Here is a 14,599-nt window from a genome sequence, read left to right as displayed (position 1 = left end):
GCACGTGGATGGTGGAGCGACGGTTCGGGTCGAGCGCCGCCGTGCGTGCCTGGGCCGAGGCTCTCATATCGACTGTCGCAGGTAGGGCAGTCGAGAGGATGACCGAAGGCTCAGGCTTCACGAACAGTACTCCATTCGTGGCATCCACAGGGGCGGCTCGCCGCTCAAGTCTCCCGCGATTCACGGGAATCTCAAGAGCGAAGACTCCGATGGCGGACCCCTGATCAGCTGACGGTGATCATCTTCACATATATCGACTGGAAGAAACCGGATTTTCGACCCTTGTGTCCTTCTTTGTGCACAATGAGCGGGCTTATCGGACTGAGCGACGAGTCTGCTGAGCCGACCTGACGAAATACCGACCGACCATGACCTGACAAGGGGCGCCGATGCCGGACGAGAAGCAGCGGGCCACCCGCCGGATCGATCTGAGCCTGGCCCAGGTCAGCGCCAGCGCGCTGGCCGCCGTGGTCGGCGCGGTGCTCGCCTCCGAGCTGGGGGTGTACGGGACGATCATCGGCGCGGCCGTGGTCAGCGTCGGCGCCACCACCGGGGGCGCGATCTTCCAGCACCTCTTCCGGCGCACCGGTGAGCAGCTGCGGGAGGCCACCGACCGCTCCCCGGGGCGGGCGGTCAACGGGCTGCGGCAGGTCCCGCTCACCGACACCGCGCCGCTGCCGGCCACCTGGCAGGCGGAGCCGGGCGGCGAGTGGAACGACTCCGGAGTCTTCCGGGCCCGGCGGCGGCGCGGCTGGAAGACCTACGCGGCGCTCTCCGCCCTGGTCTTCGTCCTGGCGATGGCGCCGATCCTGGTGGTCGAGCTGGCCACCGGGCAGACCGTGCACGCGCTGACCACCGGCCAGGACGGCGGCGGCACCTCGGTCTTCCCCAGCGGCGGCGGCAAGCGGAGCGAGCCCTCGCCCGCGAAGCCGACCGGCGGCGCTCCGGCCGCGCCGCCGAGCCCGAGCGGCACCGGTGGCGCGGGCCGGGCGACCACCTCGCCGTCACCGACGCCGTCCGCTCCGTCCAGCGCCGCGCCGTCCACCTCGTCCTCGCCGTCCAGCACGCGGGGCACCGGTGCGGTGAGCCCGCCGGCCTCCCCGAGCGGCCCGGCCGGCGCGTCCGGGTCGGGCACGCCGGGTGCGGGCGCCGCGGACCCGGGGACCGGGCCGGCCTCGGCACCGGCCGGCGAGCACACGCCGACCGGTGCGCCCGCCTCGCCCTGACCGCCGCCGTGCTCAGGCCCCGAGCACCCGGCGCAGGTAGGCGTTGGCGAACCGCCGCTCGGGGTCGACCCGGTCGCGCAGCTCGGTGAAGTCCTTGAAGTGCGGGTAGACGCCGGCCAGGTACTCGGCGTCCCTGCTGTGCAGCTTGCCCCAGTGCGGACGCCCCTGGTGCGCGGTCATCAACTGCTCGACGGCGGTGAAGTAGCCCTGTTCGGCGGTGCCCCGGTAGAGGTGCACCGCGATGTAGACGCTGTCCCGGCCGCCGGCGGTGGAGAGCCACAGGTCGTCGGCGGGGGCGCAGCGCACCTCCACCGGGAAGCTGATCCGCCAGTCGTTCCGCTCCACCAGCGTCTTCAGCTCGCGCAGCACCTCGGTGGCCGCCGCGCGCGGCACGGCGTACTCCATCTCGGTGAAGCGGACCTTGCGCGGGCTGGTGAAGACCCGGTGGGAGGTGTCGGTGTAGGTCCGCTCGGACCAGACCCGGCTGGCCACGGCGGCGATCGTCGGGATGCTCCGCGGGAAGGCCCGGCCGATCCGGCAGACACCCTCCCAGACGGTGTTGGAGAGGAAGTCGTCCTCCAGCCAGGCCTTGAAGCCGGGCAGTGGGGCGGCCGGCCCCTGGCTGCGGTTGTTGCGCTTGGTGCTGCACCGGTCGGTGTGCGGGAACCAGTAGAACTCGAAGTGCTCGTTGACCGAGCTGAGCTCCTCGAAGGAGTCGATCACCTCCGCGAAGCCCATCGGCTGCTCGTGCGCGGTCAGCAGGAAGGCGGGCTCGACCGCGAAGGTGAGTGCGCTGAGCACGCCGAGCGCGCCCAGGCCCAGCCGGGCGCCCGCGAAGAGCTCGGGGTCCTCGGTCGGCGAGCACTGCCGGATGCTGCCGTCGGCGAGCACGATCTCCGCCGCGGTGAGCTGCGCCGCCAGCGAGGCCGAGTCGCGCCCGGTGCCGTGGGTGCCGGTGCTGGTCGCGCCTGCCACGGTCTGCACGTCGATGTCGCCCATGTTGGTCAGCGACAGGCCGGCCGCCGCCAGCAGCCGGTTGAGCGCGGACAGCGGCAGCCCGGCCTCCACCGTGACGGTGCCGGCCGCGCGGTCCAGCTCGCGCACCGCGCGCAGCCCCTCGGGCCGCACCAGGACGCCGTCGCCCGGTGCGGCGATCGCGGTGAAGGAGTGCCCCGAGCCGACCGCCTTGACCGTGCGGCCCTGCTCGGCGGCCCGCCGGACCACCGCGGCCAGTTCCTCGGCCGAGGCCGGGGTGGCCACCTGGCTGGGCTCGGCACTCTGATTGCCCGCCCAGTTGGTCCAGCGGCCGGCGGTGACAGTGGCGGGCATGCAAGGGCCTCCCTGCGACGGGTGCGTTACCAGTGGGTAGGGAGCCTAGCCACCGGCACTCCCACGGTCTACGGGCACGGGCGCCCGTCTCAAGGAGCGGTTCGCATCCTGAGCAGTGCGCCTGAGCAGCGCGCCCGAGCGCTGCCCCCGGGCCCTGCCTCCGAGCGCCGCCCCAGGTCAGTGTGCCGCCGACACCGGCTCCGGCGCGTCGGCCCCGCTCGCCGGGCGCAGCCAGCGGCCGCCGATCAGCGCGACCAGCAGGGCGAAGACCGCCGCCAGCAGCGGCACCCGGTAGCCGGCCGCCGCACCCGCCGCGTCCACCAGGACGCCGGCCGCCCAGGAGCCGCCGGCCACCCCGAGGGCCAGGCCGGTGGTGGTCCAGCTCATGCCCTCGGTCAGCTGCGCAGGCGGGACCAGCCGCTCGACCAGGCCCATCGTGGTGATCATGGTCGGGGCGATCGAGAGCCCGGAGACGAAGAGCGCCGCGCCCACCGCCACCAGCCCCACCGGCCCGGTGCACCAGAGCGCCGCCAGCACCAGCGGCACCATGGTCACCGCCATCACCCCGACGCCCGTCTGGAACCGGCGCTCCGCCGTGCCGCGCGGCCGCAGCGCGCCGAAGACCGTGCCGGCCACCGCCGAACCGAGGGCGTAGACGGCCAGCACCAGGCTGGCGGCCGCCTTGTGCCCCTGGGCCTGGGCGAAGCCCACGGTGACCACCTCGACCGAGCCGAAGATCGCCCCGGTGGCGATGAAGGTCAGCATCAGCACCCGCAGGCCGGGCGAGCGGATCGCCGAGCCCGGCGCCTCGTGCCCCCGCTCGTGCACCGGCGGCTCGGTGCCGCGCTGGGCGGTGAAGAGCAGCACCCCGAGGGCCAGGAAGACCGCGGCCAGCAGGACCCCGGCCTCCGGGAAGAGCGAGGTCGCCAGTCCGATCGAGAGGATCGGCCCGACGATGAAGATGATCTCGTCCACCACCGATTCCAGCGCGTAGGCGGTGTGCAGCTTGGTGGTGTCCCGGCGGTACAGGTGCGCCCAGCGGGCCCGGACCAGCGCGCCGGTGCTCACCATCGTGCCCATGCCGATCGCACAGACGAAGAGCGTCCAGTCCGGGGCCCCCGAGCGGGCGCAGAGCAGCAGGGCGACGGTGGAGGCGGTGGTGACGGCGGTGCAGGGCACGGCTATTCGGCGCTGCCCGTGCCGGTCCACCAGGCGCGAGATCTGCGGTCCGATCGCCGCCGCCGACAGGGCCATCACCGCCGAGACCGCGCCGGCCACCCCGTAGGAGCCGCGCAGCTGGGAGAGCATCGTGATGATGCCGACACCGGTCATCGAGATCGGCAGGCGGGAGACGAAGCCGGTGGCCGAGAAGGCGAGGCTGCCGGGGGCGTCGAAGATCTGGCGGTAGCTGGACAGCACTGCGGCTCCGGGGTGGGGAGGTCCGGGGGAGGGGCCCGCGGTGGGCCCCGGTAAGGAACATCGCTTGTAAAGACAGCTTACGAAGCTTGGCGGAAGGATGAAAACGGGTTTGGCCGCCGCGGCCCTGCCCGCGGGGCCGCCCGCCACGCAGTGGCAGGATCGGAGCCATGCCCGACGACACCCTCACCGAGTCCGGCCCGGCCTCGGCCGCCCCGTACGACGCCCTGCTGCTGCTCTCCTTCGGCGGCCCCGAGGGACCCGAGGAGGTGGTCCCGTTCCTGGAGAACGTCACCCGCGGCCGGGGCATCCCCAAGGAGCGCCTGGTCGAGGTCGGCCGGCACTACTTCCTGTTCGACGGGGTCAGCCCGATCAACGCGCAGAACCGCGAGCTGCTCGCCGCGCTGCGCGCCGACTTCGCGGCGCACGGTCTCGAGCTGCCGGTCCACTGGGGCAACCGCAACTGGGCCCCGTACCTGGTGGACACCCTGCGGGAGATGGCCCAGGCCGGCCACCGCCGGATCGCGGTGCTGGCCACCAGCGCCTACGCGGGCTACTCGGGCTGCCGCCAGTACCGGGAGAACCTCGCCGACGCGCTCGCCACCCTGGCCGCGGAGGGCCTGCCGGAGCTCACCGTCGACAAGCTGCGGCACTTCTACAACCACCCCGGTTTCGTCGAGCCGATGATCGAGGCCACCCTGCGCGCGCTGGCCGAGCTGCCCGCCGAGCTGCGCGACGGTGCCGAGCTGGCCTTCACCACCCACTCCATCCCGACCGCGATGGCGGAGAGCTCCGGCGCCCCCGACGACCCGGCCCGTGGCACCCCCGGCGGCGCCTACGTCGCCCAGCACCTGGTGACGGCCGGGCTCATCGCCGACGCCGTCGCCAAGGCCACCGGCGTCGCGGAGCGCGACTGGCGGCTGGTCTACCAGTCGCGCAGCGGCGCCCCGCACATCCCCTGGTTGGAGCCGGACATCTGCGACCACCTGGCGGAGCGCCGGGAGCAGGGGGCCGCCGCCGTGGTGATGGTCCCGATCGGGTTCGTCTCGGACCACATGGAGGTCAAGTACGACCTGGACACCGAGGCGGTGGCCAAGGCTGCCGAGCTGGGCCTGCCGGTTACCAGGGCCGCCACGGTCGGTGCCGACCCGCGCTTCACGGCCGCCGTGCGCGAGCTGCTGCTGGAGCGGGCGGCCACCGAGCGCGGCCTCGCCCCCCGGCGCTGCGCCCTGGGCGCGCTCGGCGCCAGCCATGACGTGTGCGCCGTCGACTGCTGCCCCAACCCGCGCGCGCCCCGTTCGGCCGCGGCCGAGGCCTGAACGCCGGCCCTGCCCGCACCGCTGACCCGGCCGGTTCGGCAGACCTCGCCGAACCCCGACGACTCCCGCTGACCTCGCCCGCCGTGCCGACAAGGAGCCCCGTGTCCGAGCCTGCCCAGCCCCAGCCTGCCCAGCCCCAGAGCGATGCCGCCCGGCCCGACGCCCCCCGGCCCGACGCCGCCCTGCTCGACGAACTGCTCGTCCTCGCCCTGGAGGCCGCGCGGCAGGCCGGCGCCCTGCTGCGCGACGGCCGCCCGGCCGACCTCGGCGTGGCGGCGACCAAGAGCAGTCCGGTCGACGTGGTCACCGAAATGGACCTGGCTTCCGAGAAGCTGATCGTGGAACTGATCGCCGGCCGCCGCCCGCAGGACGGCTACCTCGGCGAGGAGGGCACCGAGCGGCCCGGGGGCAGCGGCGTGCGCTGGGTCGTCGACCCGCTCGACGGGACGGTCAACTACCTCTACGGCCTGCCGAACTGGGGCGTCAGCGTGGCGGCCGAGTACCACGGCGAGGCGGTCGTCGGGGTGGTCTTCGCGCCGGCCAGGGGCGAGCTCTTCCAGGCCGTGCTGGGACGCGGCGCCCGGCTCGACGGCCGCCCGCTGGTCGCCCGCCCGGCTCCGCCCTGGGGACGGGCGCTGGTCGCCACCGGGTTCAACTACGTGCAGTCGGTCCGGGTGCACCAGGCCGAGGTGCTGCACCGGCTGATGCCCGAGGTGCGTGACATCCGGCGCGGCGGCGCGGCCGCGGTCGACCTGTGTGACGTGGCGGCGGGCCGCCTGGACGGCTACTACGAGCGCGGGCTGGCCCCGTGGGACCTGGCGGCCGGCGGCCTGATCGCCCGCGAGGCCGGCGCGCTGACCGGTGGGCGGGTGGGCCGACCCGCCTCCGGCGAGCTGGTGGTGGCCGCGCCGCCCGGCCTGTTCGAACCGCTGCAGGCCCGGTTGGAGGAGCTGGGAGCCTGGCACGACTGACCGGCCGGCCCAGCCGGCCCAGGCGCCCCGGCCGACCTGCCGTCCGCCGGGGCGGGCAGCGAAGAGCCCCGGTGCCGTGGTGGTGCCGGGGCTCTTGAAGTCGCTCGGAGGATCGGAGGATCAGCTGTCAGGGGCCGGTCGGGCGGCCGGAGGAGGTGGCTTACGCGGCGGCGGGTGCCGGGATCAGGCGCTGCGGGGCAGTGCCAGGACCGGATCGATGCCGTGGTCGGTGGCGATCCGGCGCAGGTCGTCCAGTTCGGACTGTTCGACCTCGGCCAGGAAATCGTCCCCGGACTCGAGTGCGCGGTGCAGGTCCTGCTCGGTGTTCCTTATACGCTGCAGGATTCCGGCGGTGAAGGCGTCCATGCGGCAGACCCCCTTACGGTGTCGGACGTGCGCGGTCGAGCGTTCCCCGGTCGGGAGGGTGCGGTGATCCAGCGGCTGCGCCGGTACCGGTCGGCTGGCTCCGGTGATGGCGGGTACGGCCTTGAGGCCGCTCCGTGGGACCTGCGATCCCCCAGCCGGTGCGGATGAACGCGCGGCGGGTGGGTGCGATCGCCTGACGGCGTCATCGCGGGTGTGCATTCGTCCTCCCCAGCCACGCGGCGGGGAAACCTCGGGTCGCCAGAAACGCGGAGAAAGTTGCCGCCGTCACATTCGGTTGCCGTACCCGCGTGCGGGGCGCGGTCCCGCCGAGGGGCGGGCGAGGTCGGGCGGGGACCGCCTTACCGCTGCTTTACCCCGACAGGGGGCAGGATGGAGGGACCGTCGGAGTCGCAGGCCCGCGTACGGGGACGCTCCGATCCCGCCGCGCGCGCCCCAGAGAAGGGACAACCGCTGTGCGGGTTCTTGTCGTCGAGGACGAGCAGCTGCTCGCCGAAGCCGTGGCCACCGGCCTGCGCCGGGAGGCGATGGCCGTCGACGTGGTGTACGACGGCGAGGCCGCCCTGCAGCGGATCGCGGTCAACGACTACGACGTCGTGGTGCTCGACCGGGACCTGCCGCTGGTGCACGGTGACGACGTCTGCCGCAGCGTGGTCGAACAGGGCCTGGCCACCCGGGTGATCATGCTGACCGCCTCCGGCGACATCAGCGACCGGGTCGAGGGCCTGGAGATCGGCGCGGACGACTACCTCCCCAAGCCGTTCGCTTTCAGCGAACTCGTCGCCCGGGTGCGCGCGCTGGGCCGACGCGCCACCGTCCCGCTCCCGCCGGTCCTGGAGCGGGCCGGGATCACCCTCGACCCCGGCCGCCGCGAGGTGCTGCGCGACGGCCGCTCGATCCAGCTGGCCCCCAAGGAGTTCGCCGTCCTGGAGGTCCTGATGCGGGCCGGCGGGGCCGTGGTCTCCGCCGAGCAGCTGCTGGAGAAGGCCTGGGACGAGCACACCGACCCCTTCACCAACGTGGTGCGGGTGACCGTGATGACCCTGCGGCGCAAGCTCGGCGACCCGGCCGTCATCGTCACCGTGCCCGGTTCCGGCTACCGGATCTGACCCCCGCCCGCCCTCCACCCCAAGGGATCCCACCCATGACCACCCCGCCCACCACCGGCGGGCCCTCCGGCAGTCCCCGCGCGGTGCCGCCGCGGCCCGACCAACCGCCGCGTGCGGACCAGCCGTCGCGCCCGGATCAACCGCCGCGCGCGGAGCAGCCCTCCCGCCCGGTCACCGCGCAGTCCGGCCCCTACCAGCCCGAGGAGGGGCTGAGCTGGCTGCCGTTCCGCCCGACCATCCGGATCCGCCTCACCCTGCTGTACGGCGGGATGTTCCTGATGGCGGGGGTGCTGCTGCTGATGCTGATGTACGTCGTGGTGCGCAACGCCTTCCAGGAGACGCCGGTGCCGCAGATCGGCATCGACCCCGGTGTCATCGCGCGGGTCGGCAACCAGCAGGTCACCGGTGACCAGTTCAACCAGATCCTCCGGAACCAGATGCTGGCCGGGCAGCACAGCGAGCTGGACACCCTGCTGCGCAAGGCCCTGACCGTGCTCGTCGTACTCGCCGTGATCGCCTTCGCGGCCGGCTACGCGATGGCCGGCCGGGTGCTGCGCCCGCTGGGCCGGATCACCCGCATCGCCCGCGAGGTGGCCAGCTCCGACCTGCACCGGCGGATCGAGCTGGAGGGACCAGACGACGAGCTCAAGGAGCTCGCCGACACCTTCGACGACATGCTCGACCGGTTGGACCGCTCCTTCGACTCGCAGCGCCGTTTCGTCGCCAACGCCTCGCACGAGCTGCGCACCCCGCTGGCGATCAACCGCACGCTGCTGGAGGTCCAACTCGCCGACCCGGCCGCCTCGCCCGATCTGCAGCAGCTGGGCAAGACCCTGCTGGCCACCAACGAGCGCAGCGAGCAACTGGTCGAGGGCCTGCTGCTGCTGGCCCGCAGTGACAACGTGCTGACCGATCGGCGCTCGGTGGAACTGTCCGAGGTGGCCTCCCGGGCCATCGAGCAGACCAGGACCGAGGCGGGCAACCGCGAGGTGGAGATCCGCTCCGAGCTCAACCCGATCGCCGTCTCGGGCAACGGCGTGCTGCTGGAGCGGATCGCGCTCAACCTGCTGCAGAACGCGGTGCGCTACAACCTGCCCGACGGCTGGGTGGAGATCACCACCACGCCCGGCCCGGGCGGCCTGGGGGAGCTGGCGGTGAGCAACACCGGGCCGGTGGTCCCGGGATACGAGCTGGAGCACATCTTCGAGCCGTTCCGCCGGGTCAAGGGGGCCGACCGGACCCGCAGCGACAAGGGGGTCGGCCTGGGGCTGTCGATCGTCCGCTCGGTGGTCCGCGCGCACGGCGGGTCCATCGAAGCGGTGGCCCGCCCGGGCGGCGGGCTGACGATCCGGGTACGAATTCCCGGCGCCTGAGCCGGTCCGGTCCGCGAGGCCGTCCGCGTGCCCGCCCCGGCCCCGCTGTGGCCCCACTGTGGTCCGGCCGTGGTCCGGCCGCGAACAGAACCGGCCGAGCGCCCTGGTGCGCCCTTCACCTGCACGAAGGGACGGACCAGGGCGCTTGTCATATCCCCCCTGAACAACTTACGGTGGCGTAACCTACGCATCCGTAAGTGACGCGTCCGTACGTTCCGAACGTTCCCGCCCTCAGGAGCCACCGTCGTGACCATCGCACCCGCCCAGCGCACCGGTTCGGCCGCTTGGACCGATGCCCGGCTGATCCTCGCCCTGGAAGAGGTGGTCGAGACCGAGTTGAACCGCCACCTGAAGGTCGCCAAGGAGTGGATGCCGCACGAGTTCGTCCCGTGGAGCCAGGGCCGGGACTTCGACGGCCCGCTCGGCGGCGAGGCCTGGGAGCTGTCCCACTCCAAAGTGACCCCGCTCGGCCGGATCTCGCTGGTGGTCAACCTGCTGACCGAGGACAACCTCCCCAGCTACCACCACGAGATCGCCACCATGTTCGGTCGTGAGGGCGCCTGGGGGACCTGGGTGCACCGCTGGACGGCCGAGGAGGGCCGGCACGGGATAGCGCTGCGCGACTACCTGCTGACCACTCGCGCGGTCGACCCGGTGGCCCTGGAGCGGGCCCGGATGGAACACATGTCGGCCGGGTTCGCGTCCGACAACGCGCACAGCATGCTGCAGTCGGTCGCCTACGTGGCCTTCCAGGAGCTCGCCACCCGGATCTCGCACCGCAACACCGGCCACTTCGCCGGCGACCCGCTCTGCGAGCAGCTGCTGGCGAAGATCGCCAACGACGAGAACCTGCACATGGTCTTCTACCGGAACCTGCTGAAGGCCGCGCTGGAGATCGCCCCCGACCTGGCGATGCAGGCCGTCCGCGACGTGGTGACCGACTTCCGGATGCCCGGCCACGGGATGCCCGGCTTCGAGCGCGCGGCGGCGCAGATCGCCATCGGCGGCATCTACAACCTGCGGATCCACCACGACGACGTCCTCCAGCCGGTGCTGCGCCACCTGAAGGTGATGGAGATCGGCGGGCTCGGCCCCGCGGGCCTGCAGGCCCAGCAGGAGCTCGGTCTCTTCCTGGACGGGCTGGACACCCAGGCCACCCGCTTCGACGACCGCCAGGCCGCCCTGCTGGCCCGTCGTGCCGCCAACGCGGAGCGCAAGGCCGCCGCCGCAGCGAGCTGACGGCTCGGCCGCGCCGCCCGGTCGGCCTGCCCAGGCGCGCCGCCCGGTCGGGCCGACCGGCACGCCGCGCCCTGCGCTCGGATGCCTCGGCAGGGCGGCCCGACAGGCCCCGCCGGGCCGCTGCGGTTTCGGCGAGGAAAGCCCCGCAGCGCCAGGTCGGGTCGTACCGAGGCTTGAGATGGTGGGACGTTTTCGATGGTTTCGTCCGAATGGTGACCCGACGTGACCAAGGTCACATCACCTGGGCGCACTCGTTCGGATGATCTCGCAGAGTGATCATTCGAGCCGAATCGATCCTCGCTGACCGTAGCCGGATCCGGCGGCCGGGCTTCCGCCGGCGCTCGACGGAACTCGCTCTCCCACCTGGGTCGAGGCGGCCTGGCGCAAGGGGTCGACGAGGCGTACCATCACCATCCGTATTCGACAGCGGGCATCTGCCGACGATCGGTGGACACTGTCCGCAAGCCCCTCGAAGGTGGCTTCGATCACCTGGTCGAGCCCGCCGATGAGTGTCGATTGAGTAACAGGGCTTGAAGTAAGGCACAATCTCGGCCTCGGGTCGGGCACAAGACCGGCCCCTCATGCGTTACGTGCGCTGGAGATACCGCACACACCCAGAGGGGGAGAGCGAAACATGGCAACGGACTACGACACCCCGCGCAAGACCGACGACGACATCAACGAGGACAGCATCGAGGAGCTCAAGGCTCGTCGGAACGAGAAGTCGGCGCCTTCGGTCGACGTCGACTTCGACGATTCCGGCGAGAGCCTCGAGCTGCCCGGGGCGGACCTCTCCAACGAGGAGCTGTCCGTCCGCGTGCTGCCGCGCCAGGCCGACGAGTTCACCTGTGTGAGCTGCTTCCTGGTGCACCACCGCAGTCAGCTCGCCGGCGAGAAGAGCGGCCAGCCGTACTGCCGGGACTGCGCCTGAGCATCGGGCGGCTTCGGTCCGCGTCCGGCGTCCGCCCCATGGCGGTCCACCGTCGGCGCGGCACGGCGCCCCGTCGGAGCTGGTCACCGCCCCGACGGCTGATGGCGCGGCCGATCCGGCGGTCGCACACGAGTAATGGCGAAGGGACGGTCCGTCGTAGCGGACCGTCCCTTCGCCATTTCCTCGTCGCGGTGCTCCGCGTTGCGGTGCCGGTGCGCGACCGGGGCCGGCCGCCGCCTCGTCAGGCCTGGGCCGCACCGATCGCTGCGGCCAGCGCCCGCGGGTCGCGGGTGGAGAGGTAGAGGTATGGCGTGGGGTCGTCCGGATCGGTGATCTCCACCCGCAGTGCGGTCGGCACGTAGCTGCGCAGCAGCATGAAGGCCCGCGGGTCGGCCTTCACCGAACGCCAGGCCACCGCCTCCGCGGCGTCCAGCGGCCGGGCCTCGCCCAGTGCGGTCAGTGGGATCCGGGCCTGCCCGGCCACCAGCGAGCCCTGCACGACCCGGATCCGGGCCGAGCCGTAGGAGCTCAGCCCGATGGCGGCGGCCACCAGCCCCACGACCAGGCCGATCAGCCCGGGCACCGAGCCGAACTTCAGCAGGACAAGGCCGATCGACAGGCCGGCACCGACCGGCAGCAGCCACCAGGAGCGGGGCGCGGTGAGGCGTTCGTCGTACATGCCCCCCATTGTGGGCGTCCTTTCTGAAAGCCAGGCACGAGCCCCCGTTCCGATGGGTGGAATCGACTGGCGCCCGGACGGCTACCCACGGGTAGGGTCGGCGCTGTGACTGGACCCACCGCCCCCAGACCGGCCCCGCAGGACAGTACCGGGCCCGCCGAGCAGCACCCTCGATCCGCCGCGCCGACCAGTACGCCGACCACCCCGCCTGCCGGCTCGGTGCAGCCTGTCCGCCATCCCGAGGCGCCCGCGCCCGGCACCCCGCTCGGTTCGCACTACGTGCACTGCTTCGGCTGCGGTCCGCAGCAGACCAGCGGATTGCAGCTGGACGTCCGAGCCGGCGACGGGGTCGACGTCACCGCCGAGTTCACCGTCAAGTCGGTGCACCAGGGTGGCCCGGGACTGGCCCACGGCGGCATCCTGACCACCGCCATGGACGAGACCCTGGGCTCGCTCAACTGGATCCTGCACACCGCCTCGGTCACCGGCCGACTGGAGACCGACTTCGTCCGCCCGGTCCCGGTCGACGCGCTGCTGCACATCCGCGCCTGGGCCACCGGTGTGCACGGGCGCAAGCTCTACTGCGCGGCCGAGGGCCGGATCGGCGGACCCGCAGGACCGGTGGCGATAAGGGCGGCCGCTCTCTTCGTTCAGGTGAAACTGGAACACTTCACCACGCACGGTCGTCCCGAGGACATCAAGGCTGCCCTCGACGACCCTGACCTGTTCAAGCGTGCCAGAGCCTTCGAGGTGAATCCGTGAGTTCCTCCGCCCGTCCGCCGGTCGACGTCCTGATCCGACGACTGGACCCCGAGCTGCCGCTGCCCGGCTACGCCCAGCCCGGCGACGCCGGCGCGGATCTGTGCGCAGCCGTCGACGCCGACCTCGAACCGGGCGAGCGCACCGTGATCCCGACCGGTGTCGCCATCGCGTTGCCGGACGGCTACGCCGCGTTCGTCCACCCGCGTTCAGGGCTGGCAGCTCGTTGCGGAGTTGCGCTCGTGAACGCCCCAGGGACGGTCGATGCCGGGTACCGTGGTGAGATCAAGGTGATCGTCGTCAACCTGGACCCGCGCGAGCGGGTCAGCTTCCGACGTGGGGACCGGATCGCCCAGCTGGTGATCCAGCAGGTCGAGAAGGCCCGCTTCCACGAGGTGGCCGAATTGCCCGGGTCCGCACGTGCCGAGGGTGGGTTCGGGTCGACCGGTGGCCACGCGGCGGTTTAACATGCCGCCGCCCGCCGACCTGTTCCGCGCGGGTCGCCGGAGGCAAGCCGCCGAAGGTACGAGCAGGAATTCGCATCGGTCTTGGACCGGGAAGGACAGTGACCGTGTTCCGTCGTCGCCAGAAGAGCGAGGACGCTGTCGAGCAGCTCGCCGAGGACGCCATCAGCGCCGACGAGACGGCCGATGACGTCGAAGGTTCCGCCGACTCCGAGAGCGAGCCGCTGACCGACGTCGATGAGGTCGACGAGGAGGCCGTCGAGGAGACGGAGGAGGATCCGGCGGACCGCGTCGGCCTGCCGCCGGCCCCGCGTCCGGACGGCCCCTGGGACTTCTCCGAGCTCGAAAGCCCCACCGAGGGGCGGGTCGACCTGGGTGGTCTGCTGATCCCCGGCGTGGAGGGCATGGAGCTGCGGGTCGAGGTTGCCGGCGACGCGATCGTGGCCGCGACCCTGGTCCTGGGCAACAGCGCCATCCAGCTGCAGGCTTTCGCGGCGCCCAAGTCCGAGGGCATCTGGAGCGAGGTCCGCGACGAGATCGCGGACGGCATCCGCTCGCAGGGCGGTCTGGTCGAGGTCGAGGAGGGCAACCTCGGCTGGCACCTGCGGGCGCAGGTCCCGGTGCAGCTGCCGGACGGCGCGCAGGGTGTGCAGCTGGTCCGCTTCGTCGGCTGCGACGGCCCGCGCTGGTTCCTGCGCGGTGTCATCTCCGGCCAGGCCGCCGTTCAGCCCGAGTCGGCCGAGGTGCTGGAGCAGGTCTTCCGGCAGACCGTGGTGGTCCGCGGCGAGGTCCCGATGGCGCCGCGCGACCCGATCGTGCTCAAGCTCCCCGAGGACGCCCAGATGGTCGCGGACGGTGGCGTCGGCGCTGCCGAGGGCGAGGCCCCGCGGTTCGGTGACGCGACCCTCAGCCCGTTCGCCCGTGGCCCGGAGATCACCGAGGTCCGCTGACGCGATCCTCCGCCTGACCTGGCCCGATGAGGGCCTCGGCGCCTCTTCCGGCCCCGGACAGCATCGCTGTCCGGGGCCGGTTTGACTCCCGATGGGCCGGTGCGTAATGTTCTCCGAGTTGCCCCGCAGGCCGCGCGGCTCCGCTTCGAATTCAGTTCGGGCGGGGAAAACGGGCCGAAAAACTCTGCTAGAGTTCGGGAGCGCCGAAAGGCGAAAGCAAATCGGAATGAAATCCGGAGCCGGAAACGGAACGGAAAACTTCTGATAAGCTGGAAACACGAAAGACAGAACGCAGTAACACTGAAACGAATGCCCGGAGAGCTTGCGAGAGCGGCTTGAAGGAAGTGTCCGTTCCTTGAGAACTCAACAGCGTGCCAAAAGTCAACGCCAGATATGTTGACATCCCCGGCCTTCACCGTTTGGTGGGGGTTGGAGATTCCTTTTGAAGTA

At 72.2% G+C, this 14,599-nt stretch carries 14 protein-coding genes; 10 read left to right on the top strand and 4 right to left on the bottom strand.

Annotation, left to right across the window (positions count from 1 at the left end; translation table 11 throughout):
- The first annotated feature begins 389 nt into the window (after window positions 1-389).
- The gene (locus OG455_RS13105) at window positions 390-1,226 is read left to right on the top strand and encodes a hypothetical protein (RefSeq protein WP_266293297.1); all 837 of its coding nucleotides are present in this window, start codon (window positions 390-392) and stop codon (window positions 1,224-1,226) included.
- Window positions 1,227-1,238: 12 nt separating this feature from the next.
- On the opposite strand, the gene OG455_RS13100 is transcribed toward OG455_RS13105, so the two are convergent.
- Together OG455_RS13100 and OG455_RS13095 are read right to left on the bottom strand one after the other, a co-directional pair.
- Window positions 1,239-2,555 carry a D-arabinono-1,4-lactone oxidase gene (locus OG455_RS13100; RefSeq protein ID WP_266293295.1) on the bottom strand — a complete coding sequence of 439 codons (1,317 nt, stop codon included), beginning with the start codon at window positions 2,553-2,555 and terminating at the stop codon, window positions 1,239-1,241.
- Between the two features lie 177 nt (window positions 2,556-2,732).
- On the bottom strand, window positions 2,733-3,974 hold the full coding sequence (locus OG455_RS13095; RefSeq protein ID WP_266293293.1) for an MFS transporter: 1,242 nt from the start codon (window positions 3,972-3,974) through the stop codon (window positions 2,733-2,735).
- Window positions 3,975-4,141: 167 nt separating this feature from the next.
- Between OG455_RS13095 and OG455_RS13090 the strand changes: the two genes are divergently transcribed.
- Together OG455_RS13090 and OG455_RS13085 are read left to right on the top strand one after the other, a co-directional pair.
- Entirely contained in the window at window positions 4,142-5,290 is a 1,149-nt protein-coding gene (locus OG455_RS13090) for a ferrochelatase (protein WP_266293291.1), read from the top strand.
- A 182-nt stretch (window positions 5,291-5,472) separates the two neighbouring features.
- A complete protein-coding gene (locus tag OG455_RS13085; protein WP_266300755.1) occupies window positions 5,473-6,261 on the top strand; it encodes an inositol monophosphatase family protein in 789 nt (262 codons plus the stop codon).
- A gap of 183 nt (window positions 6,262-6,444) precedes the next feature.
- Here OG455_RS13085 and OG455_RS13080 read toward each other — a convergent pair whose 3' ends face one another.
- Entirely contained in the window at window positions 6,445-6,627 is a 183-nt protein-coding gene (locus OG455_RS13080) for a hypothetical protein (RefSeq protein WP_266293289.1), read from the bottom strand.
- Window positions 6,628-7,100: 473 nt separating this feature from the next.
- Between OG455_RS13080 and OG455_RS13075 the strand changes: the two genes are divergently transcribed.
- The 4 genes from OG455_RS13075 (at window position 7,101) to OG455_RS13060 (ending at window position 11,297) form a co-directional block, all read left to right on the top strand.
- Window positions 7,101-7,754, top strand: a complete 654-nt coding sequence (locus OG455_RS13075; protein WP_266293287.1) for a response regulator transcription factor — start codon at window positions 7,101-7,103, stop codon at window positions 7,752-7,754.
- Window positions 7,755-7,789: 35 nt separating this feature from the next.
- Entirely contained in the window at window positions 7,790-9,127 is a 1,338-nt protein-coding gene (locus OG455_RS13070; RefSeq protein WP_266293285.1) for a cell wall metabolism sensor histidine kinase WalK, read from the top strand.
- A gap of 246 nt (window positions 9,128-9,373) precedes the next feature.
- Entirely contained in the window at window positions 9,374-10,366 is a 993-nt protein-coding gene (locus OG455_RS13065) for an acyl-ACP desaturase (RefSeq protein ID WP_266293283.1), read from the top strand.
- Between the two features lie 634 nt (window positions 10,367-11,000).
- Window positions 11,001-11,297: a DUF4193 domain-containing protein gene (locus OG455_RS13060; RefSeq protein ID WP_266293281.1), complete on the top strand. Its 297-nt coding sequence runs from the start codon at window positions 11,001-11,003 to the stop codon at window positions 11,295-11,297.
- A gap of 241 nt (window positions 11,298-11,538) precedes the next feature.
- On the opposite strand, the gene OG455_RS13055 is transcribed toward OG455_RS13060, so the two are convergent.
- A complete protein-coding gene (locus tag OG455_RS13055) occupies window positions 11,539-11,985 on the bottom strand; it encodes a DUF3093 domain-containing protein (protein WP_266293279.1) in 447 nt (148 codons plus the stop codon).
- Window positions 11,986-12,195: 210 nt separating this feature from the next.
- On the opposite strand from OG455_RS13055, the gene OG455_RS13050 reads away from it, so the two are divergent.
- The 3 genes from OG455_RS13050 (at window position 12,196) to OG455_RS13040 (ending at window position 14,149) form a co-directional block, all read left to right on the top strand.
- Entirely contained in the window at window positions 12,196-12,738 is a 543-nt protein-coding gene (locus tag OG455_RS13050) for a PaaI family thioesterase (RefSeq protein ID WP_266300754.1), read from the top strand.
- Entirely contained in the window at window positions 12,735-13,202 is a 468-nt protein-coding gene (gene dut / locus OG455_RS13045; protein WP_266293277.1) for a dUTP diphosphatase, read from the top strand. The genes OG455_RS13050 and dut overlap by 4 nt, the downstream gene beginning before the upstream one ends.
- Window positions 13,203-13,306: 104 nt before the next feature.
- Complete coding sequence (locus OG455_RS13040) at window positions 13,307-14,149, top strand: DUF3710 domain-containing protein (protein WP_266293275.1); 843 nt, start codon at window positions 13,307-13,309, stop codon at window positions 14,147-14,149.
- Window positions 14,150-14,599: the final 450 nt, after the last annotated feature.

Source organism: Kitasatospora sp. NBC_01287 (assembly GCF_026340565.1).
Classification (GTDB): domain Bacteria; phylum Actinomycetota; class Actinomycetes; order Streptomycetales; family Streptomycetaceae; genus Kitasatospora.
Note: the sequence above shows the minus strand (reverse complement) of the source record. Positions and strands in the feature narration are given on the sequence as shown.

What these genes read in the sequence shown, in the direction of transcription:
- OG455_RS13080 (WP_266293289.1), bottom strand. Translation starts at nt 6,627, where the DNA reads ATGGACGCCTTCACCGCCGGAATCCTGCAGCGTATAAGGAACACCGAG.
- OG455_RS13105 (WP_266293297.1), top strand. Translation starts at nt 390, where the DNA reads ATGCCGGACGAGAAGCAGCGGGCCACCCGCCGGATCGATCTGAGCCTG.
- OG455_RS13055 (WP_266293279.1), bottom strand. Translation starts at nt 11,985, where the DNA reads ATGGGGGGCATGTACGACGAACGCCTCACCGCGCCCCGCTCCTGGTGG.
- OG455_RS13100 (WP_266293295.1), bottom strand. Translation starts at nt 2,555, where the DNA reads ATGCCCGCCACTGTCACCGCCGGCCGCTGGACCAACTGGGCGGGCAAT.
- OG455_RS13060 (WP_266293281.1), top strand. Translation starts at nt 11,001, where the DNA reads ATGGCAACGGACTACGACACCCCGCGCAAGACCGACGACGACATCAAC.
- OG455_RS13090 (WP_266293291.1), top strand. Translation starts at nt 4,142, where the DNA reads ATGCCCGACGACACCCTCACCGAGTCCGGCCCGGCCTCGGCCGCCCCG.
- OG455_RS13070 (WP_266293285.1), top strand. Translation starts at nt 7,790, where the DNA reads ATGACCACCCCGCCCACCACCGGCGGGCCCTCCGGCAGTCCCCGCGCG.